The organism is Belnapia mucosa, from assembly GCF_016775475.1.
Taxonomy (GTDB): domain Bacteria; phylum Pseudomonadota; class Alphaproteobacteria; order Acetobacterales; family Acetobacteraceae; genus Belnapia; species Belnapia mucosa.
In genome coordinates this window covers 812,205-833,262 of record NZ_JAEUXJ010000001.1, presented here as the reverse complement: position 1 = coordinate 833,262, position 21,058 = coordinate 812,205, and the positions used below count along the sequence as shown (strand labels likewise).

The 21,058-nt window shown below is 71.7% G+C and carries 25 protein-coding genes, 1 tRNA gene and 1 pseudogene; 20 read left to right on the top strand and 7 right to left on the bottom strand.

What is annotated here, in order from left to right; genetic code table 11:
• Positions 1-65: 65 nt before the first annotated feature.
• Positions 66-1,505 carry a Do family serine endopeptidase gene (locus tag JMJ55_RS04120; protein WP_202824193.1) on the bottom strand — a complete coding sequence of 480 codons (1,440 nt, stop codon included), beginning with the start codon at positions 1,503-1,505 and terminating at the stop codon, positions 66-68.
• 120 nt (positions 1,506-1,625) lie between these two features.
• Complete coding sequence (locus tag JMJ55_RS04115; protein ID WP_202824192.1) at positions 1,626-2,171, bottom strand: fasciclin domain-containing protein; 546 nt, start codon at positions 2,169-2,171, stop codon at positions 1,626-1,628.
• A gap of 108 nt (positions 2,172-2,279) precedes the next feature.
• Here JMJ55_RS04115 and JMJ55_RS04110 point away from each other — a divergent pair, with 108 nt between their 5' ends.
• The 9 genes from JMJ55_RS04110 to JMJ55_RS04070 are packed head-to-tail and all read left to right on the top strand — an operon-like array spanning position 2,280 to position 10,443.
• Positions 2,280-2,957, top strand: a complete 678-nt coding sequence (locus tag JMJ55_RS04110; protein ID WP_202824191.1) for a winged helix-turn-helix domain-containing protein — start codon at positions 2,280-2,282, stop codon at positions 2,955-2,957.
• A 31-nt stretch (positions 2,958-2,988) separates the two neighbouring features.
• Positions 2,989-4,299, top strand: coding sequence for a sensor histidine kinase (locus tag JMJ55_RS04105; RefSeq protein WP_202824190.1), 1,311 nt, complete (start codon positions 2,989-2,991; stop codon positions 4,297-4,299).
• A 26-nt stretch (positions 4,300-4,325) separates the two neighbouring features.
• Complete coding sequence (gene ribD, locus JMJ55_RS04100) at positions 4,326-5,423, top strand: bifunctional diaminohydroxyphosphoribosylaminopyrimidine deaminase/5-amino-6-(5-phosphoribosylamino)uracil reductase RibD (protein ID WP_202824189.1); 1,098 nt, start codon at positions 4,326-4,328, stop codon at positions 5,421-5,423.
• Positions 5,405-6,025, top strand: coding sequence for a riboflavin synthase (locus JMJ55_RS04095; protein ID WP_202824188.1), 621 nt, complete (start codon positions 5,405-5,407; stop codon positions 6,023-6,025). The genes ribD and JMJ55_RS04095 overlap by 19 nt, the downstream gene beginning before the upstream one ends.
• The gene (gene ribB, locus JMJ55_RS04090) at positions 6,022-7,155 is read left to right on the top strand and encodes a 3,4-dihydroxy-2-butanone-4-phosphate synthase (protein WP_202824187.1); all 1,134 of its coding nucleotides are present in this window, start codon (positions 6,022-6,024) and stop codon (positions 7,153-7,155) included. The genes JMJ55_RS04095 and ribB overlap by 4 nt, the downstream gene beginning before the upstream one ends.
• Before the next feature lie 4 nt (positions 7,156-7,159).
• Positions 7,160-7,660 (top strand): 6,7-dimethyl-8-ribityllumazine synthase, encoded by a 501-nt coding sequence (ribH, locus tag JMJ55_RS04085; protein WP_202824186.1) that lies wholly within the window; start codon positions 7,160-7,162, stop codon positions 7,658-7,660.
• Entirely contained in the window at positions 7,657-8,298 is a 642-nt protein-coding gene (nusB, locus tag JMJ55_RS04080) for a transcription antitermination factor NusB (RefSeq protein WP_407927520.1), read from the top strand. Before ribH ends, nusB begins: the two co-directional genes overlap by 4 nt.
• Complete coding sequence (gene thiL, locus JMJ55_RS04075; protein WP_202824185.1) at positions 8,298-9,263, top strand: thiamine-phosphate kinase; 966 nt, start codon at positions 8,298-8,300, stop codon at positions 9,261-9,263. The genes nusB and thiL overlap by 1 nt, the downstream gene beginning before the upstream one ends.
• A 13-nt stretch (positions 9,264-9,276) precedes the next feature.
• Positions 9,277-10,443: an MFS transporter gene (locus JMJ55_RS04070; RefSeq protein ID WP_202824184.1), complete on the top strand. Its 1,167-nt coding sequence runs from the start codon at positions 9,277-9,279 to the stop codon at positions 10,441-10,443.
• Between the two features lie 6 nt (positions 10,444-10,449).
• Here JMJ55_RS04070 and JMJ55_RS04065 read toward each other — a convergent pair whose 3' ends face one another.
• A complete protein-coding gene (locus JMJ55_RS04065) occupies positions 10,450-10,974 on the bottom strand; it encodes an outer membrane protein assembly factor BamE (protein WP_202824183.1) in 525 nt (174 codons plus the stop codon).
• 124 nt (positions 10,975-11,098) lie between these two features.
• Between JMJ55_RS04065 and JMJ55_RS04060 the strand changes: the two genes are divergently transcribed.
• The 8 genes and pseudogenes from JMJ55_RS04060 to JMJ55_RS04025 all read left to right on the top strand — a co-directional run bounded on the left by JMJ55_RS04060 (position 11,099) and on the right by JMJ55_RS04025 (position 15,463).
• Positions 11,099-11,656: a ubiquinol-cytochrome C chaperone family protein gene (locus tag JMJ55_RS04060; RefSeq protein WP_202824182.1), complete on the top strand. Its 558-nt coding sequence runs from the start codon at positions 11,099-11,101 to the stop codon at positions 11,654-11,656.
• The gene (locus JMJ55_RS04055; RefSeq protein WP_202824181.1) at positions 11,646-12,143 is read left to right on the top strand and encodes a YceD family protein; all 498 of its coding nucleotides are present in this window, start codon (positions 11,646-11,648) and stop codon (positions 12,141-12,143) included. The genes JMJ55_RS04060 and JMJ55_RS04055 overlap by 11 nt, the downstream gene beginning before the upstream one ends.
• A 92-nt stretch (positions 12,144-12,235) precedes the next feature.
• The gene (gene rpmF, locus JMJ55_RS04050; RefSeq protein ID WP_202824180.1) at positions 12,236-12,439 is read left to right on the top strand and encodes a 50S ribosomal protein L32; all 204 of its coding nucleotides are present in this window, start codon (positions 12,236-12,238) and stop codon (positions 12,437-12,439) included.
• A 59-nt stretch (positions 12,440-12,498) separates the two neighbouring features.
• Entirely contained in the window at positions 12,499-13,539 is a 1,041-nt protein-coding gene (plsX, locus tag JMJ55_RS04045; RefSeq protein WP_202824351.1) for a phosphate acyltransferase PlsX, read from the top strand.
• A 3-nt stretch (positions 13,540-13,542) separates the two neighbouring features.
• On the top strand, positions 13,543-14,514 hold the full coding sequence (locus JMJ55_RS04040) for a beta-ketoacyl-ACP synthase III (protein WP_236033346.1): 972 nt from the start codon (positions 13,543-13,545) through the stop codon (positions 14,512-14,514).
• 125 nt (positions 14,515-14,639) lie between these two features.
• Positions 14,640-14,954, top strand: coding sequence for an integration host factor subunit alpha (locus tag JMJ55_RS04035; RefSeq protein ID WP_202824179.1), 315 nt, complete (start codon positions 14,640-14,642; stop codon positions 14,952-14,954).
• A pseudogene (locus tag JMJ55_RS04030) lies at positions 14,951-15,215 on the top strand (MerR family transcriptional regulator); the annotation flags it as partial. The gene JMJ55_RS04035 and the pseudogene JMJ55_RS04030, both read left to right, overlap by 4 nt.
• Positions 15,216-15,386: 171 nt before the next feature.
• Positions 15,387-15,463, top strand: a tRNA-Pro gene (locus JMJ55_RS04025).
• A gap of 18 nt (positions 15,464-15,481) precedes the next feature.
• Here JMJ55_RS04025 and JMJ55_RS04020 read toward each other — a convergent pair.
• Together JMJ55_RS04020 and JMJ55_RS04015 are read right to left on the bottom strand one after the other, a co-directional pair.
• A complete protein-coding gene (locus JMJ55_RS04020) occupies positions 15,482-16,930 on the bottom strand; it encodes a malonyl-CoA decarboxylase domain-containing protein (protein ID WP_202824177.1) in 1,449 nt (482 codons plus the stop codon).
• A 64-nt stretch (positions 16,931-16,994) separates the two neighbouring features.
• Complete coding sequence (locus tag JMJ55_RS04015) at positions 16,995-18,428, bottom strand: NAD(P)H-hydrate dehydratase (RefSeq protein ID WP_202824176.1); 1,434 nt, start codon at positions 18,426-18,428, stop codon at positions 16,995-16,997.
• A 72-nt stretch (positions 18,429-18,500) separates the two neighbouring features.
• Here JMJ55_RS04015 and JMJ55_RS04010 point away from each other — a divergent pair, with 72 nt between their 5' ends.
• A complete protein-coding gene (locus JMJ55_RS04010) occupies positions 18,501-18,698 on the top strand; it encodes a hypothetical protein (protein ID WP_202824175.1) in 198 nt (65 codons plus the stop codon).
• On the opposite strand, the gene JMJ55_RS04005 is transcribed toward JMJ55_RS04010, so the two are convergent.
• Both JMJ55_RS04005 and JMJ55_RS04000 read right to left on the bottom strand, forming a co-directional pair.
• Positions 18,695-19,333: a uracil-DNA glycosylase gene (locus tag JMJ55_RS04005; protein ID WP_202824174.1), complete on the bottom strand. Its 639-nt coding sequence runs from the start codon at positions 19,331-19,333 to the stop codon at positions 18,695-18,697. The two genes, JMJ55_RS04010 and JMJ55_RS04005, sit on opposite strands and share 4 nt — an antisense overlap.
• Entirely contained in the window at positions 19,330-20,007 is a 678-nt protein-coding gene (locus JMJ55_RS04000; protein ID WP_202824173.1) for a LabA-like NYN domain-containing protein, read from the bottom strand. Before JMJ55_RS04000 ends, JMJ55_RS04005 begins: the two co-directional genes overlap by 4 nt.
• On the opposite strand from JMJ55_RS04000, the gene folK reads away from it, so the two are divergent.
• Together folK and rpoZ are read left to right on the top strand one after the other, a co-directional pair.
• A complete protein-coding gene (folK, locus tag JMJ55_RS03995) occupies positions 19,999-20,544 on the top strand; it encodes a 2-amino-4-hydroxy-6-hydroxymethyldihydropteridine diphosphokinase (RefSeq protein WP_202824172.1) in 546 nt (181 codons plus the stop codon). The genes JMJ55_RS04000 and folK overlap by 9 nt on opposite strands.
• 105 nt (positions 20,545-20,649) lie before the next feature.
• Positions 20,650-21,048 (top strand): DNA-directed RNA polymerase subunit omega, encoded by a 399-nt coding sequence (gene rpoZ, locus JMJ55_RS03990; protein WP_202824171.1) that lies wholly within the window; start codon positions 20,650-20,652, stop codon positions 21,046-21,048.
• Positions 21,049-21,058 lie beyond the last annotated feature (10 nt).

The window sequence follows — 21,058 nt, the reverse complement described above, 5'->3', positions numbered from 1 at the left end:
ATCCCCGCTCCATCGGACGCGGGGATGCATGCACCGGGCGTGCCGGCAAGTCGTCAGCCGCCCGTTCAACCCGCCTGGAGCGGCAGGGCGAGGAAGGCGCGGCCGCCTTCGCGCTCGATCTGCAGCGCGATGGCCGGGCGCTTCGCCCGCCGGGCCGCCTCCACCGCTTCCGCCACGTCGCGCGGGCCGGCAACGGCACGGTCGCCGGCGCGGAGGATCACGTCGCCCGGCTGCAAGCCCTGGCTCGCGGCGACGCTGTCCGGCCGCACCTCGGCCACCACGGCACCGCGGCCATGGTCCCGCGGGGCGAGCGCGATGCCCAGATTGGCCTGGGCCGGCGCCCCGTTGCCGCCGCCGCGCGCCTCGCGGCTGTCCGGGGTATTGGCGAGGGTCGCCTGCTGCTCCAGCCGCTTGCCGTCGCGCATCACCTCGACCGCCACCGTGGCGCCGGGCTTCTGGGTGCCGACCGCCTCGGCCAGGTCGCGCGGCGCAGCGACGGGGCGGCCGTTGAAGCCGGTGACGATGTCGCCCGGCTGCAGCCCGGCCTTGGCCGCCGGCCCATCCGGCTCCACCCCGCCGATCAGCGCGCCCTTGCTATCTGCCGCGCCGAGCGCGCTGGCCAGGGTCGGGTCGATCGACTGCATCGAGACGCCGAGCCAGCCGCGATCCACCCGCCCGGTCTCCTTCAGCTGGGCGATCACCGATTGCGCCAGGGAGGAGGGCACGGCGAAGCCGATGCCGATATTGCCGCCGGAAGGGGAGAAGATCGCGGCATTCACGCCGACTACCTCGCCAGCCGCATTGAAGAGCGGGCCGCCGGAATTGCCAGGATTGATCGAGGCATCGGTCTGGATGAAGTCGTCATAAGGCCCGGCGCCGATCTGCCGCCCACGGGCGGAGACGATGCCGGCCGTCGCCGTGCCGCCCAGGCCGAAGGGGTTGCCCATGGCCAGCACCCATTCGCCGACGCGCAGGCTGTCGCTATTGCCGAAAGCGACGGTCGGCAGGTTGCTGCCGGCATCGATCTTCAGCAGGGCGAGGTCGGTCTTCGGATCAGTGCCGACGACCTTGGCGGGAAGCTGGCGACCATCGGCCAGCTCGACCTTCACCGAGTCGGCCTGGCCGACCACATGGTTGTTGGTCACGACATAGCCGGCCGGGTCGATGATGAAGCCGCTGCCCTGGCCCATGACGCGGCGTTCTCCGCCACCGCCGCCCCCGCGCTGCTGGAAGAAGCGCTCGAAGGGCGTGCCGCGCAGCTCGGGCGGGAGCTGCACCGGGGTCGCCTCGGTATGGCCGGTGATGCTGATGCGGACCACGGCGGGGGCGACGCGAGCGGCGAGGTCGGCGAAATCGGGGCCGACCGGGCGCGGCAGGGCGACGGCGGTGGCCGGGGCGGGCTGCGCCGTCGCCTGCGGCGCGAAGGGGGTCAGCGCGGTGGTGCCGAGGGCGAGCGCCAGGGCACCGGCGGCGATGATCTTGGCGGGTTTGGAGATGCGGGGCATCGGATACGGGCTCCTCAGGAAGGCCCGGCCGCTTGGCGCGACCGGCATGCCCCTATGAAAGCCCCGCGCGGCTGCGGGCTTCCTGCCCTGAACCATACTCTTTGGTATGGTTGGCCCGGTTCAGCGCACCAGCACGCGGTCCACGATATGGACGACGCCGTTGCTGCACGGGATATCGGCCTGCACCACATGCGCCGGATCCACCTGGCGGATGCCGCCGGCGCCGAAGCCACCGCGCTCGGGCGTCAGGGTATATTGCCCATCCGACTCCCGCTGGATCAGCAACTGGTTGCCGTTGCGGGTCCTGACGGTCACCCGGTCGCGCCCCTGCACCTCGCGGGCGAGGTGGCGGCCATCGATCATCTGCGCATTCACCACCGCCGGGCCGCGCACCGGATCGACATCGGCGCCCGGCTGGGAGCCCATCAGGTCATTGCGGATATTCACCGGCACCCGGTCGATCGCGCCATTATCGGGGGCGAGGATGGTGAAGGGCCCGGCGCCATGCAGCAGCTCGGCCTGGCCGGTGCGGTTCAGCGCCTCGACGAAGCTGCCGAGGCGGGGGTCACTGGCCATGACCGCCAGGCAGTCCTGGGCGCGGGCGGCACCGGCGCCGAGCAGGAGGCCGGTGGCGGCCAGAATAGGGAGGGAGGGGAAACGCGGCATGGGAATGCTCCTCGGCGGCATGCCGGGCCAAAAGCCGCCCCGGTGGCGGAGTTCGCATTCGATCCGCCTCCTGCCTATTCTCCGCACCGGACCGGGGGCGGAGGCGGCGTGAAGATCCTGCTGGTGGAGGACGATGCCGAGACCGCCGGCTTCATCCGCCGCGGCCTGACCGAGGCCGGCCATGTGGTCGATCATGCCTCGGATGGGCCGGACGGGCTGCACCTCGCCATGGGCGGCGGTTATGACGTGCTGGTGGTGGACCGGATGCTGCCGCGGCTCGACGGGCTCGGCTTGGTGCGGGCGCTGCGGGCGGCGGGGCAGCGCGTGCCGGTGCTGTTCCTGACCGCCCGCACCGGCGTCGGCGACCGGGTCGAGGGGCTGGAGGCCGGGGCGGACGACTATCTCGGCAAGCCCTTCGCATTTGCCGAGCTGATGGCGCGGCTGAATGCCCTCGCCCGCCGCCCGCCCATGGCGCAGGAACCGACGGTGCTGCGGGTCGGCGACCTGGAGATGGACCTACTGCGGCGGCAGGTCACACGCGGCGGGCGGCGAATCGAGCTGCAGCCACGGGAATTCCGCCTGCTGGAATATCTGATGCGCCGGGCCGGGGAGGTGGTGACGCGGACCATGCTGCTGGAGGGCGTCTGGGACTTCCACTTCGACCCCAAGACCAGCGTGGTCGAAACCCATGTCAGTCGGCTCCGCGCCAAATTGGGGGGCGAGGACCAGCCGCCCCTGATCCACACCATGCGCGGTGCCGGCTATGTCATCCGCGCGCCCGAATAGGGCCTCCTGGTGGCGGACCACCGCCTTCCGGATGACGCTGCTGCATCTCCTGCTGACCCTGCTCGGGACGGTGGCGCTCTCGGGCATTGCCTGGTGGGCGACCACCGGCTTCGCGCTGGGCCAGCTCACCGGGGAGGTGGAGCGGGATGCGGGCGTGCTGGTGCAGGCGGCGCGGCTGGGCGGCGCCGGCTCGGTCGCGCTCTCGCTGGAGGCGCGGCTCGCCGCCGATCGCAGCGGCACACAGTATTTCCTGCTGGCCGGGCCGGATGGGACGCGGCTGGCCGGCAATCTCGCCACCGCGCCGCAGCAGCCCGGCTGGGCGCGGCTGCGGCTGGAGGGACCGGAGACGGCCGAACTTCTGGCACTTGGCGCGGCCCTGCCGGGGGGTGGGTTCCTCGTCGTCGCGCGCGACCTGGCGCCGGTGCGGCAGCTCGAATCCTTCCTGCTCGGCGCGGCTGGCTGGGTGGGCGGAGCGGCTCTGCTGCTCGGCCTGGCCGGAGGCGTGCTGATCGGGCGGGGTGTCACGCGGCGGGCGGCACGGATGGATGCGGCGCTGGCCCGGGTCGAGGCGGGGGAGATCGGCCACCGCCTGCCCATCCGCGATGGCGGCGATGAATTCGACCGGCTGGCGGGCCGGATCAATGCCGTGCTCGACCGGTTGCAGGGGCTGATGCAGGCGCTGCGGCAGGTGACGGACGACATCGCCCATGACCTCCGCACGCCCCTCACCCGGCTGCGCCAGCGGCTGGAAGCGGCGTTGCGCGACGAGGCCGGCTGGCGCGGTGCGACCGAGGCCGCCATCCGCGATTGCGAGCACCTGCTGGAGATCTTCGCCGCCCTGCTCCGCATCGCCCAGGTGGAAAGCGGTGCCCGCCGTGCCGGCTTTTCGAGCTTCGACCTCTCCTCCCTGGCTGCGACCGTCGCCGAGGTCTATGGCCCCGCCGCCGAGGAGCGCGGCCAAATGCTGGAGACGGCGATCGCCCCCGGCGTTACCGCCTTCGGTGACCGGGAGCTGCTGACCCAGGCGCTGGCCAACCTGCTGGACAACGCGGTGAAGCATGGGCGGGAAGGTGGGCGCCTCCGCCTCGCCCTCTCGCCCGAGGCCGTGGTCACGGTCGAGGATGACGGTGAGGGTATCCCGGAGGGCGAGCGCGCCGCGGTGCTCCGCCGCTTCCACCGGCTGGATGCGGCGCGCAGCCGGCCAGGGGCGGGGCTCGGCCTGGCGCTGGTGGCGGCGGTGGCGGAGCTGCATGGGGCGACGCTGACCCTCGCCGATGCCGGCCCAGGGCTGCGCGTGACGCTGGCCCTCGGCCCTTCGCGGCCGGGGCGGGGCGCCCCATAGTACGGGGGATGACGGATCGGCAGCATATGGCGGCGGCGCTCGCGGTGGCGCGGCGGGGCCTCGGCAATACCTGGCCCAACCCCGCGGTCGGCTGCGTGCTGGTGCGGGATGGGGCGGTGGTGGGACGCGGCTGGACCCAGCCCGGCGGCCGCCCCCATGCCGAAACCCAGGCCTTGGAGCGGGCCGGCGAGGCAGCGCGCGGCGCCACCGCCTATGTCACGCTGGAACCCTGTTCCCATTGGGGCCGCACGCCGCCCTGCTGCGACGCGCTGATCCGGGCCGGCGTCTCCCGCGTGGTGGTCGCCACCGGCGATCCCGATCCGCGGGTCGATGGAAGGGGCCTGCAAAGGCTGCGCGAGGCCGGGGTCATCGTCGAGCTCGGCCTGATGGGCGAGGAGGCGCGGGCGCTGAATGCCGGCTTCGCCCGCCGCATCACCCGGGGCCTGCCGCTGGTGACGCTGAAGCTGGCGACCACCCTCGATGGCCGCATCGCGACGGGAGCGGGCGAGAGCCAGTGGATCACCGGGCCCGAGGCCCGGCGCGAGGCGCATGCCATGCGCGCCCGGCACGACGCCATCCTGGTCGGCAGCGGCACGGTGCTCGCCGATGATCCGGAACTCACCGCCCGCATCCCCGGCATGGCCCGGGTGAAGCTGGCCCGGGTGGTGGCCGATAGCCGGCTGCGCACCCCCCTCGCCTCCCGCCTCGTCCGGACGGCGGGCGAGGTGCCGACTTGGATCGCGACGCGGACCAACCAGCGGCCGGGGGTGCTGGCGCCCTATCAGGAGGCCGGGGTGCAGATCCTGTCGGTACCGCGGGCCAAGCCGGGGCTCGATCTCGGGGCCCTGCTCGGCGCGCTGGCGCAGCGTGGGGTGACGCGGGTGCTGGCCGAGGGCGGGGCGGGGCTCGCGGCCGGGCTGCTGCGCGGCGGCTTCGTCAACCGCCTCGCCTGGTTCCATGCCCCGGGCATCATGGGCGGCGACGGCCTGCCCGCCGTCCAGCCCTTGCCGGTTGTCCTGCTTTCCGCCATGCCCAGATTTTACAGGATTGCCAGCCGTCCCCTGGGCCAGGATTGGCTGACCGAATTCGAGGAGTGCGGCGCGCCATGTTCACCGGGATCGTGACCGACCTAGGGACGGTGCGGGAAATCCAGCCGCTCGGCGAGGGCAGCGACATGCGTCTCGTCATCGGCACCTCCCCCGCCTTCCTGTCCGAGCCGGCGCCGGCCGTGACCGGCGCCTCCATCGCCTGCTCGGGCTGCTGCCTCACGGCGGTGCAGCTCGGCGGCGACTTCTTCGCCGTCGACGCTTCGGCCGAGAGCCTGTCGAAGACCACCCTCGGCCGCCTCGTCCCCGGCAGCCGCATCAACCTCGAGCGCTCGCTCCGCATGGGCGACGAGCTCGGCGGCCACCTCGTCTCCGGCCATGTCGACGGCGTGGCTGAGGTGCTTTCGGCGGTGCCCGAGAACGGCTCCGTCCGCTACCGCTTCCGCCTGCCGGAGCATCTCGCCCCCTTCGTCGCCGCCAAGGGCTCGATCGCCATCGACGGCATCTCGCTCACCGTCAACGAGGTCGATGGCGCCGTCTTCGGCGTCAACGTCATCCCCCACACCGCGGCCGTGACCACCTTCGGCACGCTGCAGCCGGGCGGCTTCGTCAATATCGAGATCGACACGCTGGCGCGCTACGTCGCCCGGCTCGTCTCCTTCAAGGGGCTCCAGGCATGACCGGCGCGGTGGCGACCAAGACCGTCAATTTCGCCGACTTCATCTCCCCGACCGAGGAGCTGATCGAGGAGGCCCGGCGAGGCCGCATGTTCATCCTCGTCGATGACGAGGACCGGGAGAATGAGGGCGACCTCGTCATCCCAGCCCAATTCGCCACCCCCGATGCGATCAATTTCATGGCCCGCTTCGCCCGCGGCCTGATCTGCCTGGCGATGGACCGGCGCCGGGTCGAGCAGCTCGGTCTGCCGCTGATGGCCCAGGCCAACGGCACCCGCCATGCGACGGCCTTCACCGTCTCGATCGAGGCGAAGGACGGCGTGACCACCGGCATCTCCGCCGCCGACCGGGCCCATACGGTTGCCGTCGCGATCAACCCGGAGATGGGGCGGGAGCATATCGTCACCCCCGGCCATGTCTTCCCGCTGGTGGCGCGGGATGGCGGCACGCTGGTTCGCGCCGGGCATACCGAGGCCTCGGTCGATCTCGCCCGACTCGCCGGGCTGAACCCCTCGGGCGTGATCTGCGAGATCATGAACGACGACGGGACCATGGCGCGGATGCCGGATCTCGTCGCCTTCGCGCAGCATCACGGGCTGAAGCTCGGCACCATCGCCGACCTGATCGCGCATCGGCGCCGGACGGAACGGCTGGTCCGCCGCCTGTCCGAGGGGCATATCGACCATCCGATCGGCGGCGACTGGCGCCTCGTCGTCTATGCCAACACGCTGGCACCAGGCGAGCATCTGGCGCTGATCCGCGGCGATGTCAGTGCCCCCGGCCCGGTGCATGTGCGGATGCATGCGGCCAACCTGCTGCACGACATCGTCCTCGGCACCGGCACCTCGGACCTGCACGACTCCATGCGGATGATCGATGCGGCCGGCCGCGGCGTGGTCGTCATCATCCGCGATTGGCGCCCGGACAATATGAGCGAGCAGGTGAGGAACAACCGCGACCGCCGGGTGGCGCCGCCCGAGATCCGGGATTATGGGATCGGCGCGCAGATCCTGGCCGATCTCGGGGTCCGGGACATGGTGCGGCTGTCGAACAACCCTCGTCCTATTGTCGGGCTGGAGGGTTATGGCCTGCGCGTGGTGGAAACCCGCCCGCTGGTCGGGAAGGAAGATTGACCCAATGAGTACGATCGATGCCCCGGAACGCCAGGCGCGGCGTCTGGACGGTCCGGCGCCGCATCTGCTGGTAATCCAGGCGCCCTATTACGCCGATGTGGTGGGCGGCATGCTGCGCGGCGCACAGCGCGTCTTCGCCGAATCCGAGGCAAGCCATGAGGTGGTCGAGGTGGCCGGCGCCTTCGAACTGCCGGCGGCGCTGCGCATGGCGCTCAGCCAGCCCACCAAGGGCGCCAAGGCGGTGCGCTATGACGGCTTCCTGCTGCTCGGCTGCGTGGTGAAGGGCGAGACCGACCATTACGACTTCATCTGCGCCGCGGTCTGCCAGGGGGTGATGGACGTCTCCACCGAGCGCGGCGCGGCGATCGGCTTCGGCCTCCTCACCGTCGACACCCTCGCCCAGGCCGAGGCCCGTTCGGCCGATGACCGGCACAACAAGGGGGCCGAGGCGGCGCATGCGCTGCTCGGCCAGGTGGCGCTGCGGCGGCGCTGGGGCCTGGCGTGAGCGGGTCCTGGAAGACCTCCAATCTCGGCACCAGCGAGCTCGACAAGCTCCGCGCCGAGATGGAGGCGGAGGGCCGCGCGGCCGATCCCGCCGCCCCTGCCACCAACCCGGGCCCGGCCCAGCCCGCCCGTGGCGGCGGCCAAAAGGCGAAGGGCAAGCCCGGCAAGCAGCCGCAGCGCGGCCGTCCCCGCACCGGCGCCCGCGTCGCCGCGGTCCAGGCCCTCTATCAGAGCGAGCAGACCGGCGAATCGCCCGAGGCGGTGATCCAGCAATTCCTCGTCCACCGCATCGGCGGCGGCTTCGAGGAAGGCGGGGTGCCGGAGGCGGACCGGCCGCTCTTCGGCACCATCGTCCGCACCGCGGCTAAGAACGGGGAGAAGCTGGACGAGATTCTCACCCGCCATCTCGACCCCGACTGGCCCCTGCCCCGGCTCGACCCGGTGCTGCGCGCCCTGCTGCGCGCCGCCTGCGCCGAATTCTCCGAGGGGACGGAACCGCCGGCGCGGGTCGTGATCAACGAGTATCTCGACATCGCCCATGGCTTCTTCAGCGGGGACGAGCCGCGCTTCGCCAATGGCGTGCTGGATGCTCTGGCGCGCAACCTGCGGCCGGGGGAATTCACGGCCGGCCGCAGGTAATGGCCGGGCTGCCGGCCGAATTCGGGCTGATCGCCCGGCATTTCCTCCCCCTGGCGGGGCCAAGCGCTCTCGGCCTCGCGGATGACGCGGCGCTGCTCGACCCACCCGCCGGCCGGCAGCTCGTGCTGGCGGCCGATGCCATGGTTGCCGGCGTCCATTTCCTGCCCGAGGATCCGCCGGAGACGGTCGGGCGCAAGCTGCTGCGGGTGAACCTGTCAGACCTCGCCGCGATGGGGGCGGCGCCGCTGGCCTATCTGATGACAACCGCCCTGCCCCGCGACCTGCCGCCCCTCTGGCTGGAGGGATTCGTCGCCGGCCTCGCTGAGGACCAGGTGCGCTTCGGCCTGCAGGTGCTGGGGGGCGACACGGTCTCCATCCCCGGGCCCATCACCCTCTCGCTCACCATCCTCGGCACGGTCGCGCCGGGGGGGGCGCTGCGCCGCTCGGGGGCGCGGCCGGGGGACGGGATCTGGGTTTCGGGCACGATTGGCGATGGGGCGCTCGGGCTGCGCGTCCTCCAAGGGCGGCTGCCGGCCGATGCGGAGGGGCATCTGGCCCGCCGCTACCGCCTGCCGGATCCGCGCCTCGCCCTCGGCGCCGCCCTCTCCGGCCTCGCCCATGCGGCGATGGATGTCTCGGATGGGCTGGTCCAGGACCTCGGCCATCTTTGCCGTGCCGGCGGGCTCGGCGCGGTGTTGCGGGCCGATGCGGTGCCGCTCTCGCCCGCCGCCCGCGCCCTGGTCATGGCGGATCCGGCGCTGCTGCCGGTGGTGCTCTCGGGCGGGGACGATTACGAATTGCTCTTCGCGGCGCCGCCCGGCGCCGCGGTGGAGGCCCGGGCGGCGGCCACCGGCACGGCGGTCGCGCGGATCGGGCAATTCGTCGAGGGACCCGCAGAGGTCCTGGTGCAAGGACCGGACGGCGCCCCGCTGGCGCTGCCGGCGGGGGGATGGAGCCATTTCTAGCGACGATTCGCGCATGAAGCGCCAGGTCTGGCTGCTCTTCTGCTGCCAGGCGCTGATGCAGGCGGCCACCGTCGGCCAGGCGGTGATGGCGGCGCTGATCGGCCATAGCCTGGCCGAGGACAAATCCCTCTCCACCCTGCCGGTCGCCATCCAGATGACGGCGACCATGGCTGCCTCCATCCCGGCCGGCATCGTCTTCGCCCGGCTCGGGCGGAAGCCGGGCTTCGTGCTGGGCGCGCTCGGCGCCATGGCTGGCTCGCTCACCTTCGCCGCCGGGGTCTGGACGGGGAATTTCGTCCTGTACTGCGCAGGGGCGGTTCCGGCCGGGCTCGGCTTCGGCATTGCCCAGCACTACCGCTTCGCCGCGGCCGAGATCGCCTCCCCTGGCTATCGGCCGCGGGCGATCAGCCTGGTGATGACCGGCGGCGTCCTGGCCGCGGCGCTGGGGCCGGAGCTGGTGAAGGCAACGCGGGAGGCGATGCCGCCCTATCTCTTCCTCGGCACCTATCTGGTGCTGGCCTGCCTGCCGGTGGTCTGCATGGGGCTGCTGGCCCTGGTGCGGCTGCCCCCGGCGCCGCCCCGCCATGCCGGCGGCGCCCCGCTCTGGGAGATCATCGCCCGCCCCGCCTTCGTCACTGCCGCGGTCGCCGGGATGGTGGCCTATGGCACCATGAACCTGCTGATGACCTCGACCCCGGTCGAGATGATGCTCTGCGGCTTCGGGGTCGGCGCCTCGGCGACCGTCATCCAGATCCATGCCGTCGCCATGTTCGGCCCGGGCTTCTTCACCGGCAGGCTGATCACCCGCTTCGGGGTTCGGCCGGTGATCGCGGCCGGAGCGGCGCTGACCGCCCTCTGCGTCCTGATCGGGTTGATGGGCGAGAGCTTCGCCCATTTCGGGATCGCCCTCGGCCTGCTCGGGCTCGGGTGGAATTTCATGTTCGTCGGCGCCACCAACCTGCTGGCGACGGCGCATGCGCCGGAGGAGCGGGTGCGCGCCCAGGCGGCGAACGACACCATCGTCTTCGGCACCGTGGCCTGCACCGCCTTCCTCTCCGGCGCGGTGCATGCGCAGGCAGGCTGGGCGGTGCTGAATCTCGCCGTGCTCCCGGCGCTCGCCCTGGCGCTCGGGCTGATCGCCTGGCAGGCAGCGCGGGCGCCGCGACCCGCCCCGGGCTGAACCGGGCTACTGCCGCCCGGTGCCGGAGCCGGTCGCGCCCGGGCTGACCGGCACCGAGGCGCCCGGCCCGATGCGGCCGACATTGCCGAACAGCGCCTGGAGCAGGGAGCGGTCATTGCCAGGGGTCGGCGTCTCGCGCTGGACCATGTCCACCGGCTTGCCCTCATCCGCCCCGATCGTCCGGACCTCGCGGACCACGCCACTGGCGTCGAACTGCACCACCACCACCTGCTGGTCGGTCACCGCCAGCTCCCGGCCCGGGCGCTGCCGGGTGCGGCTGCTGATGTAGTACCAGGTCGGGTCGCCGAAGGTGCTGGTCTGGGTCGGGGAACCGAGCAGGGTCTGGACGTCCGTCCGGGTCTGCACGCCCGGCGTGATCTCCTTGAGCTGGTCCTCAGTCACCCGGTTGCCGCGCTGGATGGTCGGCGCCTGGAACAGGCTGCAGCCCGAAAGCAGCAGGATGCCCACGGCCAGCGCCGCGCGCCGCAGCGGCGCGCCGGACTCGTTGACCGGATGGCAGGGGCGATCCATGTCTCGGTTCCGTCGATTGGCCCGCCAAGGGGCGTGGTTGATGGGCGTGGGGTCTCGGCGCGATTAGCCATTCTCCCGCCGCATGGTCAACCACGCCGCTGCTGCAAGGAAGGACAGACCACCCATGGGCCTCCTCGCCCTGTTCCGTCGCAAGCCGCATGAGCGCACGGGGTTCGAGCTCTATGGCGCCGCCGTGGCCGCGGCGCGGGACCCCTGGTATTTCGGCCCGCTCGGCGTGCCGGATACGCTGGATGGCCGCTTCGACCTGGTCGGGCTGCAGGTGGCGCTGCTGATCCGCCGGCTGCGGACCGACCCCGACCCGCGCGGCCCGGCCCTCGCCCAGGCCGTCTTCGATGCGATGTTCGCGGATATGGACATCAACCTGCGCGAGATGGGCGCCGGCGATATGAGCATCGGCAAGCGGGTGAAGCGGATGTGGGAGGCCTTCCACGGCCGCGCCCAGGCCTATGAGGCGGCGCTCGATGCCGGCGACCACACCGCCCTCGCCGCGGCGCTGGAGCGGAATGTCTGGCGGCGCGAGGCCGCTGAGCCCGGCCTCGAAGCGCTTGCCCTCGCCCGCCAGGCTGCCGCCTCGGCGGCCCTTCTCGCCGCCACCCCGCTGGCGGAGCTGCTCCGCGGCGCGGTCCGCTTCGCCCCGCCGGAGGCTGCCGATGCCGCCTGAGACCGAATTCCAACGCCCCCTGGTGCTGGCGACCCTCCCTCCGGGAGGCCGGACCCTGACGCTGGAAGCGAGTCCCGATGAATGCGCCGCGCTGGCGCGGCGATTCGGCATCCTCGGCCTCGACAGCGTCACCGCCACCCTCCGCGTGCTGCCGGAGCCGGGCGGCACCGTCCTCGTTGAGGGCCGGATGGCGGCGAAGCTCACCCAGGCCTGCGTCGTCACCCTCGACCCCGTGGCACAGGAGGTGGACGAGCCGGTGGCCTTCCGCCTGCTGCCGCCAGGACAGGAACCGCAGGACGGGCCGGACGACCCGGATGAGATCGAGGCGCCCGAAGGCACGGCCGATCTGGGCGAGGTGCTGGCCGAGCAGCTGGCGCTGGCGCTCGATCCCTATCCCCGCGCGCCGGGGGCGGAATTGCCGCCCGAGGCGGGCGGCGCGGTGACCGGCGGCTTCGCCGCCCTCGCTGCTTTACGGCGGAAGAACTAGCCCGCCGCTATGCTTGCGTCCCCGGGGGTGCGGTGCTACAGCCCCGCCCTCCCGTTGAAACGCCTTGCGTTTATGAAGAAAGGCTCGGCGCCATGGCCGTTCCGAAGAAGAAGGTTTCGCCCTCCCGCGCCGGTATGCGCCGCAGCCATCAGGCGCTGACGCAGATGGCGCATGCCGAGTGCCCGAATTGCGGCGAGCTGAAGCGCCCGCACCATGTCTGCTCCTCCTGCGGCCATTACGATGGGCGTGAGGTCGTGCCGGCCGGTGATGCGTTGAAGGCTGCTGTCCGCAACTGAAGTGTTGCCGGCAGTCTGGCGGAGAAGCATTGCCCGTGTCGCAAGCCCTTGCCACTGGGATGACCACTGGGGGGTTTTCCCTGGCCATCGATGCCATGGGGGGCGACAACGCGCCCGACATCGTGCTGGACGGGATGGAGCTGGCGGCCGAACGCCACCCCGGTGCCCGCTTCCTGCTGGTCGGGGATGAGGCGCGGATCGGCGGCATGCTGGCCCGGCGCCCGCGTGCGGCCAAGGCCTGTTCGGTGCGTCATGCCCGGGATGTCATCTCCGCCGAGATGAAGCCGACGGCGGCACTGCGCCAGGGCCGCCAGAGCTCCATGCGCATCGCGATCGACGCCGTCGCTGGCGGCGAGGCGGCCGGCGTGGTCTCGGCCGGCAATACCGGCGCGTTGATGGCGCTGGCGAAGATCGTGGTGAAGACCCTGCCGGAAATCGACCGGCCGGCGCTCGCCGCCATCGCGCCTTCGGCCCGCGGCGATGTCGTGCTGCTCGACCTTGGCGCCAATATCCAGTGCGATGCGCGCAACCTGGTGGAATTCGCCGTCATGGGCGACAGCTTCGCCCGCGCGGTGCTCGGCCTGAACGCGCCGAGCCTCGGCCTGCTCAATGTCGGCTCCGAGGAGCTGAAGGGCGACGACCGGGTGCGCGCCGCGGCGGAAACGCTGAGGGAAAGCCATATCGGCGCCACCTTCCACGGCTTCATCGAGGGCCATGACATTGCCGCCGGCACGGTGGACGTGGTGGTGACCGATGGCTTCACCGGCAATGTCGCGCTGAAGACCGCCGAGGGCACGCTGAAGCTGATGCGCGACCTGCTGCGCCAGGTCTTCACCAGCAGCATCCCCGCCCGCGCGGGCTATCTCCTCGCCCGCCCGGCGCTCGACCGCCTGCGGGAATGGATGGATCCTCGCCGCTACAACGGCGCGATCCTGCTCGGCCTGAACGGCGTCGTAGTGAAGTCGCATGGCGGCACCGATGCGCTCGGCTTCGCCCATGCCGTCGATGTGGCGATGGACATGGTCACGCATCGCTTCAACGACCGCATCCGCGAAGGCCTGGCCCAGATCAAGAAGCCGGTCGCCGCGCCGGCGCCCTGAAGGATGGCGATGATCCGTTCCGTGATTGCAGGCTGCGGCGGCTACCTCCCCGCGCGCTGCCTCTCCAATGCGGCGCTGGCCGCCGAATATGGCCTCGACACCTCGGACGACTGGATCGTCGAGCGCACCGGCATCCGCCAGCGGCATATCGCGGCGCCGGGCGAGACCGCCTCCTCCATGGGCACGGCTGCGGCGCGGCAGGCGCTGGAACGGGCTGGAATCGCGGCCGAGGCGGTGGATGCCGTCATCGTCGCCACCTCGACGCCCGATAGCGCCTTCCCTGCCACCGCCGTTCGCATCCAGCAGCAGCTCGGCATCACCCGCGGGTTCGGCTTCGACCTGGCCGCCGCCTGCACCGGATTCGTCTATGCGCTGGGCATGGCGGATTCGCTGATGCGCACCGGCCAGGCGCGTTGCGTGCTGGTGATCGGGACCGAGATCTTCTCCCGCATCCTGGACTGGTCCGATCGCGGCACCTGCGTGCTGTTCGGCGATGGCGCCGGCGCGGTGGTGCTGACCGCCGAGCAGGATTCGGATCGCGGCATCCTCTCGACCCATCTCCATTCCGATGGCCGGCATGGCGACATCCTGCTGGTCGAGGGCGGCCCCGGATCGACCGGCGGCTCCGGCCTGCTGCGGATGGCGGGCAAGGAGGTATTCCGCCACGCCGTCTCCAAGCTTGCCGGCGTGGTGGATGAGGCGCTGGCGGCGAATGGGATGGGCCATGCCGATCTCCGCTGGCTGGTGCCGCACCAGGCCAATCTCCGCATCATCGAGGCCATGGGCAAGAAGCTCGGCCTGCCGCGGGAGCGGGTGGTGGTGACGGTCGATCGCCATGCCAATACTTCGGCCGCCTCCATCCCGCTGGCCCTGGCCGAGGCGGCCGGGCGCGGGCTGATCGAGCGCGGCGATACGGTGGTGCTGGAGGCGATCGGCGGCGGCCTCACCTGGGGCGCGGCGCTGCTGCGCTTCTGAGCCCATGCGTTCCGCCCCTGCGTCTTTTCCGCCACGCTGTTGCAGTTTCGCCAGCCGGCGGTTGACGCCCGTGGCCGATATCGGTTTCCTCGACCGCAGAAGGGTTTGCGGGAACGAGTTGACCGATGAACACGCTCACGCGCGCGAACCTGGCCGAGGCGATCTACAGCCAGGTCGGCCTCTCGCGGAATGAATCGGCGGCGCTGCTGGAATCCGTCCTCGAACGGGTGGCCTCGGCGCTGGAAGCCGGGGAGCCGGTGAAGATCTCGGCCTTCGGCACTTTCATGGTGCGGCAGAAGGGGCAACGCGTGGGCCGCAATCCGAAGACCGGAGTCGAGGTGCCCATCCTGCCTCGCCGGGTCCTGTCCTTCCGCCCCTCCCAGGTGCTGAAGGCCCGCATCAACGGCCAGACCGAGTCAGAGGCCGCGGACCAGGCATGAGCGAGACCGGCCAGCCCCGGCTGCGCAAGGCACCGACCGCCTTCCGCACCATCAGCGAGGTCGCGGACGAGCTGCGCATCCCGCAGCACGTCCTGCGCTTCTGGGAGACGAAGTTCCCCCAGCTCAAGCCGCTGAAGCGCGGCGGCGGCCGGCGCTACTACCGGCCCGAGGATATCGCGCTGCTCCGCCGCGTCTCCGACCTGCTCTACACCCAGGGCTACACCATCAAGGGCGTGCAGCGGCTGCTGCGCGAGGGTGGCCTGGGCGAGTCGGAGCTGTCCTTCGGCGAGCCGGCCGAAGCCGGGCCCGACAGCCTGCGCCGCATTCTCGAGGATCTGGAAGACCTCGCGGAGGAATTGCACGCCCTCGCCGGGCGATAGCATCGCCGGGGGTAGCCTCCGCGGCCGGGCGGTGCTATTCCGCCGGCCGGCACGGATCGTAGCGCAGCCTGGTAGCGCACTTGTCTGGGGGACAAGGGGTCGTGGGTTCAAATCCCGCCGGTCCGACCATTCCCCTCTCCCCGGCTTTCAGCCTTTGGCGAGCTTCCGGATCGCGCCGGCCACGGGCCGCCGCCCCTCGCCCATATAGCCCTCGTGGTATTCCTCGATCCGGGCCGGGTCGTAGAGGTAGTTCACCATCAAACCCGCGCTCTCGCGGATGCCCTTCTCCGAGATGTCGCCGCGCCAGTTCAGCCGCTCGATGCGGGCACCGTTCGAGAGGTGGAAATGCTCCACCGGATCGCGCGCCCGCTTCGGATCGCGCGGCGAGGCCGCCTGCAACAGATAAACGGCGCAGAGCCGGGTCAGCACCGGCTCCAGCAGCCGGGCCAGCGCTTCGTCCCGCTGCCAGCCGCGGCGGGCCAGCAGCCGTGCCAGGGTCTGGCCCGGCGTCTCGGCCAGCGGCGGCGCGGTGGCGGCGCCACCCTCGGCCGGGGCGGGCAAGGCCAGCATGGCAGGGGCATGGACCCGCAGCGCCGTCAGCTCCTCATCCGAAACCAGGGTCTCGTCACCCTCGGCGATGCGGGATTGCAGCCAGCGGCAGAAGCCGGGGATGGGCGAGAGGGTAGCGAAGTGGCGCAGCCCCTTCAGCTCCTCCCCCAGCAGCGCCACCACCCGCTTGATGAGGAAATTGCCGAAGCTGATCCCATCCAGCCCGCGCTGGCAGTTGTTGATCGAATAGAAGATAGCGGTATCCGCACCGGCCGGGTCGAGCACCGGCGCCTTCTCGTCCAGCAGCCGCTGCACCGAGGCGGCGAGGCCCTTCACCAACGCCACCTCGACGAAGATCAGCGGCTCCTCCGGCATGCGGGGGTGGAAGAAGGCGTAGCAACGGCGGTCCGAATCGAGCCGGTTCTTGAGGTCGCGCCAGGTACGGATGCGGTGCACCGCCTCGTAGCGCACCAGCTTCTCCAGCAGCGAGGCCGGGCTGCTCCAATCGATTCGCCGCAGCTCGAGGAAGCCGACATCGAACCAGCTGGCCAGCAGGCCGCGCAGATCGCTTTCCAGCGCGCCCAGGACCGGGTCGCCATCCATCACCCGCAACAGCTCGCCGCGCAGATCGACCAGGAATTTGATGCCGTCCGGGATGGTGGTGAGCTGGGTCAGCAGGCGCAGCCGCGGCGGCTCCAGCACGCGGCGCAGCCGGGCCATGGCGGCGGCGCGGGCGCCCGGCTCCTCGGCGGCCAGGACCCGCTCCATCGCTGCCCGGGTCCCTGCCTCATCGGCGTCGAAGCCGGCCAGCGCGCGGAGGAATTCGATGCGGCCGGGGGCGTCGAGCACGAGATAGGCCTGGGCCAGCTTGGCCGCCCGGTTGCGGGCTGAGACCTCGCCGCCCCGCCCGTCGAGGCAGGCGCGCATCTGGTCGGCGATGGCATCCGTCTCGGCGCCCGTAACGCGCTCGGCCATGTCGCGCCAGAGGCTGGTGACGCGGCGCAGCGCCCTGTCGAACAACCCGGCCTGTTCAAGAACTTCGGACATGGTCGGCATCCTGACGGACTGGCAATGTAATCCGCAGAAACCTAGCGCGAGGTTACCCGCCGCGTCATGCCCCGTTTGTCGCTGCCGCTGCCCCTGGCAGGAGAGTGATGAGATCCTCAGCCAGCAGGCCCGGCCCGTGCCGCCGCGCCGCCTCGCCCTGCAGCCAGGCGCCGGCTGCGGCGGCCTCGAAGGGCGGCATGCCCTGGGCCAGCAGCGCGGCGATGGTGCCGGCAAGCACGTCGCCGGTGCCGCCGGTGGCGAGGCTCGGCGGGGCGTTGTGGTTCAGGATGGCGCGGCCATCCGGCGCGGCGATCACGGTATCGGCGCCCTTCAGCAGCACCACCGCGCCGGTCAGCGCCGCGGCACGCCGCGCGGCCGCCGGCTTGTCCTCGCCCACCGGGCCGAACAGGCGGGCAAATTCGCCGGCATGCGGCGTCAGCACCGCGGCGCCGCGCAGCGCCTCCGGCTGACCAGCGCAGGCGGTCAGTGCCCCGGCATCGGCGACCAGGCTACGCCCGGCGGCCAGCACCGCGGCGATCGCCGCCCGCGTCGCCGCATCGGGCGGCAGGCCGGGGCCGATCAGCCAGACATGGCGGCGCTCATCGCCAAGCAGCGCCTCGACCGGCTCTTCGGTGACGAGGCTGCCCGGCTCGGTGGTGCGGTAGAGCATGGCGGCGGCGGCATCGGGGGCGCGGAGCGTCACCAGCCCCGCCCCGGCCCGATGCGCCGCCCCGGCCGCGAGCCGCCCCGCGCCGGTCATCGCCCCGCCGGCGAGGATGGTGAGGTGGCCGCGGCTGTATTTATGCGCATTGGCATCCGGCCGCGGCAGGCGCCAGAGCCCCGGCCCGTTGCGCCAGGCGCGCAGCCCGATGGCCGGCAGCACGCTGGCCGGCAGGCCGATATCGGCCAGCACCGTCTCGCCGCAGAGCCCCCTGCCCGGCAGCAGCAGATGCCCGGGCTTGAGGCGGAAGAAGGTCACGGTCAGCGCCGCCTGCGCCGCGAAGCCCCGCACCTGTCCGGTGGCGCCATCGAGGCCGGAGGGTGTGTCGATGGCGAGGAGCGGCGCCCGCACCGCCGCCAGCACCTCGGCCACCAAGCCGTCCACCGAGCGAGCAAGGCCGGCGCCGAAGACGGCATCGATGACGAGGCCGGCCCGCGCCGCCTCCGCCGCGGTGAAGGGCGCCATCGGGCCGCGCCAGCGGGCGGCGGCCAGTGCGGCGTCGCTGCCAGGCCGCGGCGGTGCCAGGGCGGCGACCGAGACGGGCCAGCCCGCCGCCTCCAGCAGCCGGGCCGCGACATAGCCATCCCCGCCATTATTGCCAGGGCCGGCCAGCACCAGGGTGCGGATGGCGCGGAAGCGGCGGCGCGTGGCGAGGGCCACGGCACGGCCCGCTGCCTCCATCAGGCGGGGGCCGGGAATGCCGGCGGCGATGGCCAGCGAATCGGCCTGGGCCATCTCCGCCGGGGTCAGCAGTTCGGGCGTCGGATCCTGCGGCATGACCAGGATCTAGCACGACGAACTCGGACCCGCGCCACGCGTAGGGGCCGCATCCTGATCCAGGAGGGATCCATGCCGAGATTGAGCCTAGGAGCCGTCATCCCGCCGCTGATGATTGCAGTGCTGCTGGCGCTGTCGATCCACAAGATGACGGCAGGGCCGCCCGAAGCGCCGCCGCCGCCCAGCACCGCCGCCCTGCGCGAGGCCGCCGGCAGCGGTGGCGCGCCGCCGAGCCAGCCCCCGGCGGCCAATACCCAGACGCATTCCTAGGCGAGTTTGGGCAGCAGAGCCTCCACCACCGCCTCGAACATCTCGGTGGTGAGGCGCCGGGTCGAGGTGTTGTAGCGGCTAACATGGTAGCTGTCGGCGAGCAGCAGCCCGCCCGGCAGCACATGCTGGGCGCCATGGGCGAAGCGTACGGTGGCGAGCTTCAGCCCGAGCGCCCGCAGCAGCGCATCATGCGCCAGCACACCGAGCGCCAGCACGGCGCGCAGCTGCGGCATCGCCGCGATCTCGCCCTGGAGGAAGCGGTTGCAGGTTCGCACCTCCTCCGGCTTCGGCAGGTTCGCCGGCGGCACGCAACGCACGGCATTGGTCATCCGGCAGCCGGTCAGGCGCAGGCCGTCATCCGGGCGTTCCAGGTATTCGCCGCTGGCCAGCCCGTATTTCAGCAGCGTCGCGTAGAGCAGCCGCCCGGCATGGTCGCCGGTGAAGGGCCGGCCGGTGCGGTTGGCCCCGCGCAGGCCAGGCGCCATGCCGAGCACCAGCAGCCGCGACTCCGACGGCCCCCAGGAGGGCACCGGCGCGTTGTGCCAGTCCGGGAAAGCGGCGCGGTTCTCGGCCCGCATCGCCACCAGCCGCGGGCAGAGCGGGCAGTCGCGCCCGGGCTCGGGCGCCCCGCTCATTCGGGAAGGTCCGGGCTCTCCCGGAAGGGATCGGCCGGCGTCGCCCGGCTCGGCGCCGGGCGCGGGGCCGGGCTGCCGCTGCGCTGGCGCGGCTCCACCTGGCGTCGGGTGATGTGGTCGGCGATGTCCTGCAGATCGATGAACTGGTCGGCCTGGCGGCGGAGCTCATCGGCGATCATCGCCGGCTGGGTGCGGATGGAGGAAATGACGGTGACGCGGACGCCGCGGCGCTGCACTGCCTCGACCAGCCGACGCAGGTCGCCATCGCCCGAGAAGATGACGACATGGTCCAGATGCGGGGCGAGGTCGAGGACGTCGACCGCCATCTCGATATCGACGCTGCCCTTTACCCGGCGGCGGCCGGTGGCGTCGGTGAATTCCTTGGCCGGCTTGGTCACCACCGAATAGCCGTTATAGCCCAGCCAATCGACCAACGGACGAAGCGGCGAGTATTCTTCGGTCTCCAGCAGGGCGGTGTAATAGTAGGCGCGGACGAGATAGGCCCCGGAACGAAAGTAAGCGAGCAGGTTCTTGTAATCGACGTCGAAGCCGAGGGTGCGGGAGGCGGCGTAGAGGTTGGCGCCATCGATGAAGACAGCGATGCGTTCGATACGGTTGGGCTGCAAGATAGTTGCTCTCGAAATCGGTTCACGCCAAATCGGCGGATGCAACATAGTGATGCCGGCCCGGGGCGAAAGCGGGCAAGCAACGTCCTTGTCGCCATCGGGGCGAATTTACCGGGGGCCGACGGCGCCGCGCCGCTCGAGACCTGCCGCCGGGCGGCGGCGGCGCTGGACGGGATCGAGGGCCTGCGCCTCATTGCCCTCTCCCGCTGGTACGACACGACGCCACAGCCGCCCCAGCCCGGCGCGCCGCGTTTCGTGAACGGCGTGGCGCTGCTGGCCGGGCCGGTGCCGGATCCGGCCCGACTGCTGGCGGCGCTGCATGCGCTGGAGGATGCGGCCGGTCGCGCCCGGCCCTATCCCAATGCGCCGCGAACCCTCGACCTTGACCTGATCGCCATCGATGGGCTGTTGCGGGACGCGGCGGCGCCGATCCTGCCGCATCCCCGTGCGCATCTCCGCCGCTTCGTGCTGGAGCCGCTGCGGGATGTGGCACCGGGCTGGGTGCATCCGCGCCTTGGCCAGGATATCACGGCCCTGCTGGCGGCGCTGCCGGAGGAGGATCGGCCGGTGCCGATCGGCGAATAGGGCAGGACGCTTGCGGAATCCTGACGTGATGTCTATCTGGAAGGTTCATCCGCCAGCCGATGCGCCACCCTTGCGGGTGGCCTGTCCGAACCTAACGAGGCCGCAATGGCGCGCGTCACCGTCGAAGACTGTATCGTCCAGATTCCCAACCGGTTCGAGCTCGTGCTCACCGCTGCGCAACGGGCCCGTAACATCGGCCGGGGCGAGGAGCTGACCCTCGACCGCGACAACGACAAGAACCCGGTCGTTGCGCTGCGTGAGATCGCTGAGCAGACCATCGACCTCCCAGCCATCGAGCAGGACCTGATCAAGTCTCTGCAGCGTGCGCCGGAGCCGGAACCGGCCGAGGAGGAAGTGCTCGACCTCATCGCCACCGACGAGAACATCTTCGGCGTCATGGACGTCAACGAGGAGCTGCCCGCCGAGGGCGCTGGCCTCGAGGACATGTCGCCGGACGATCTCGAGGCCGCGATCGCCGCCGAACTGGGCGGCGGCCGCCGCTGAGGCGCCGCCC